The 1,309-nt window shown below is 58.2% G+C and carries 1 protein-coding gene and 1 pseudogene; one reads left to right on the top strand and one right to left on the bottom strand.

Going from position 1 to position 1,309, the window contains the following annotated elements:
* Position 1 precedes the first annotated feature (1 nt).
* A complete protein-coding gene (locus ACXRVY_RS29610) occupies positions 2-733 on the top strand; it encodes an SDR family NAD(P)-dependent oxidoreductase (RefSeq protein ID WP_458239033.1) in 732 nt (243 codons plus the stop codon).
* A 195-nt stretch (positions 734-928) separates the two neighbouring features.
* Here the strand turns inward: ACXRVY_RS29610 and ACXRVY_RS29605 are convergent.
* A pseudogene (locus ACXRVY_RS29605) lies at positions 929-1,309 on the bottom strand (TetR/AcrR family transcriptional regulator); the annotation flags it as partial.

Below are 1,309 nucleotides of genomic sequence, written 5' to 3'. Positions count from 1 at the left end.
GATCACTGGCGCCTCCAGCGGCATTGGCGCGCACTTGTCGCGGATCGCCGCTCGCGCTGGCGCCCGCGTCGTGCTCGCTGCGCGACGCGTCGAGCGGCTCGAACAGGTTGCCAAGGACATCGAGTGGGAGAGTGGCCAGGCACTGTCGGTCGCTCTCGACGTCACAGACCGGGCCAGCGTCGAGGCGGCCTTCGACACCGCCGAGGCACACTTCGGGGTAGTCGACGTAGTGCTCAACAATGCCGGCATCGGCAATGGCCAACGCCCACTGGAAATCGGTGAGGAAGATTGGCGTGCAATGCTGGCGACCAACCTCGACGGTGTCTGGCGCGTTGCTCAGGTCGCAGCGCAGCGGCTGGTTAAAGCAGGACGTAGCGGCAGCATCGTCAATATTGCCTCGATACTTGGTCTACGAGTCGGCACCGGCTATAGCCATTACTGCGCCGCCAAAGCAGGCGTGGTGCAACTGACCAAGTCGCTGGCGCTGGAGCTCGCGCGCCACAAGATTCGCGTCAATGCCATAGCCCCGGGCTACTTCAAGACGGAAATGAATGAAGCTTTTTTCGATAGTGACAAGGGCATCAACTACATACGTGAGCTGATTCCCATGCGCCGATTAGGCGAACTCCACGAGCTGGAAGGGCCGTTTCTACTACTCGCCAGCGATGCCGGTGCGTTCATGAACGGTAGCGTTCTGGCAGTAGATGGAGGTCAATTGGTCAGTAGCTTGTAAGCAAGTTCGATGACAAGGCTTGTGCTCAGACAGAGTCGCCAGCTGCAACCATGATCTGGTTGAGCACTGACTTGCCATACTTCACCGGTACCTCCAACAGCTATATCCGCCACAGTTCAACAAATCACTCAGGCCCCGGCGATCACCCACCGGGGTACAGGTTGATGATCGTCAGGTAGATACGGATTGAAATGTTCAGCGGCTGGCCACTAATAGCGCCACAGCTTCGCAGGCCGTTTCAGTTTCTGCCTCCAGCCGTGCCAAGTCTCCATGAGCGGACCAGGCGATGATCAGACCATCTACAAGGTGAACCAACAGTCGACTTGTGGCCTTCAAGAAGGTCTTGTCGAATTGCGCACCGATGGCTTTTTCCATGGCCTGTTCCGTTGCTTCTATTGCTACCGCGTAGATCCTGGTCGCCATCTCGGGGTTGTTGCGCATGGCCCAGAAGAAAAGCTCGGTTTGTGCCTTGGCTATGTCGGGGTTGGTGGAGAACCACGTGACTAATTGACGAAGCATTTCCGCTGTCGTTTCGGCTGCGGTAGTCCCCGCAGGCACGTTCGTCAGGGCCTGGTG

Source organism: Pseudomonas sp. P5_A2_2 (assembly GCF_054177685.1).
Note: the sequence above shows the minus strand (reverse complement) of the source record. Positions and strands in the feature narration are given on the sequence as shown.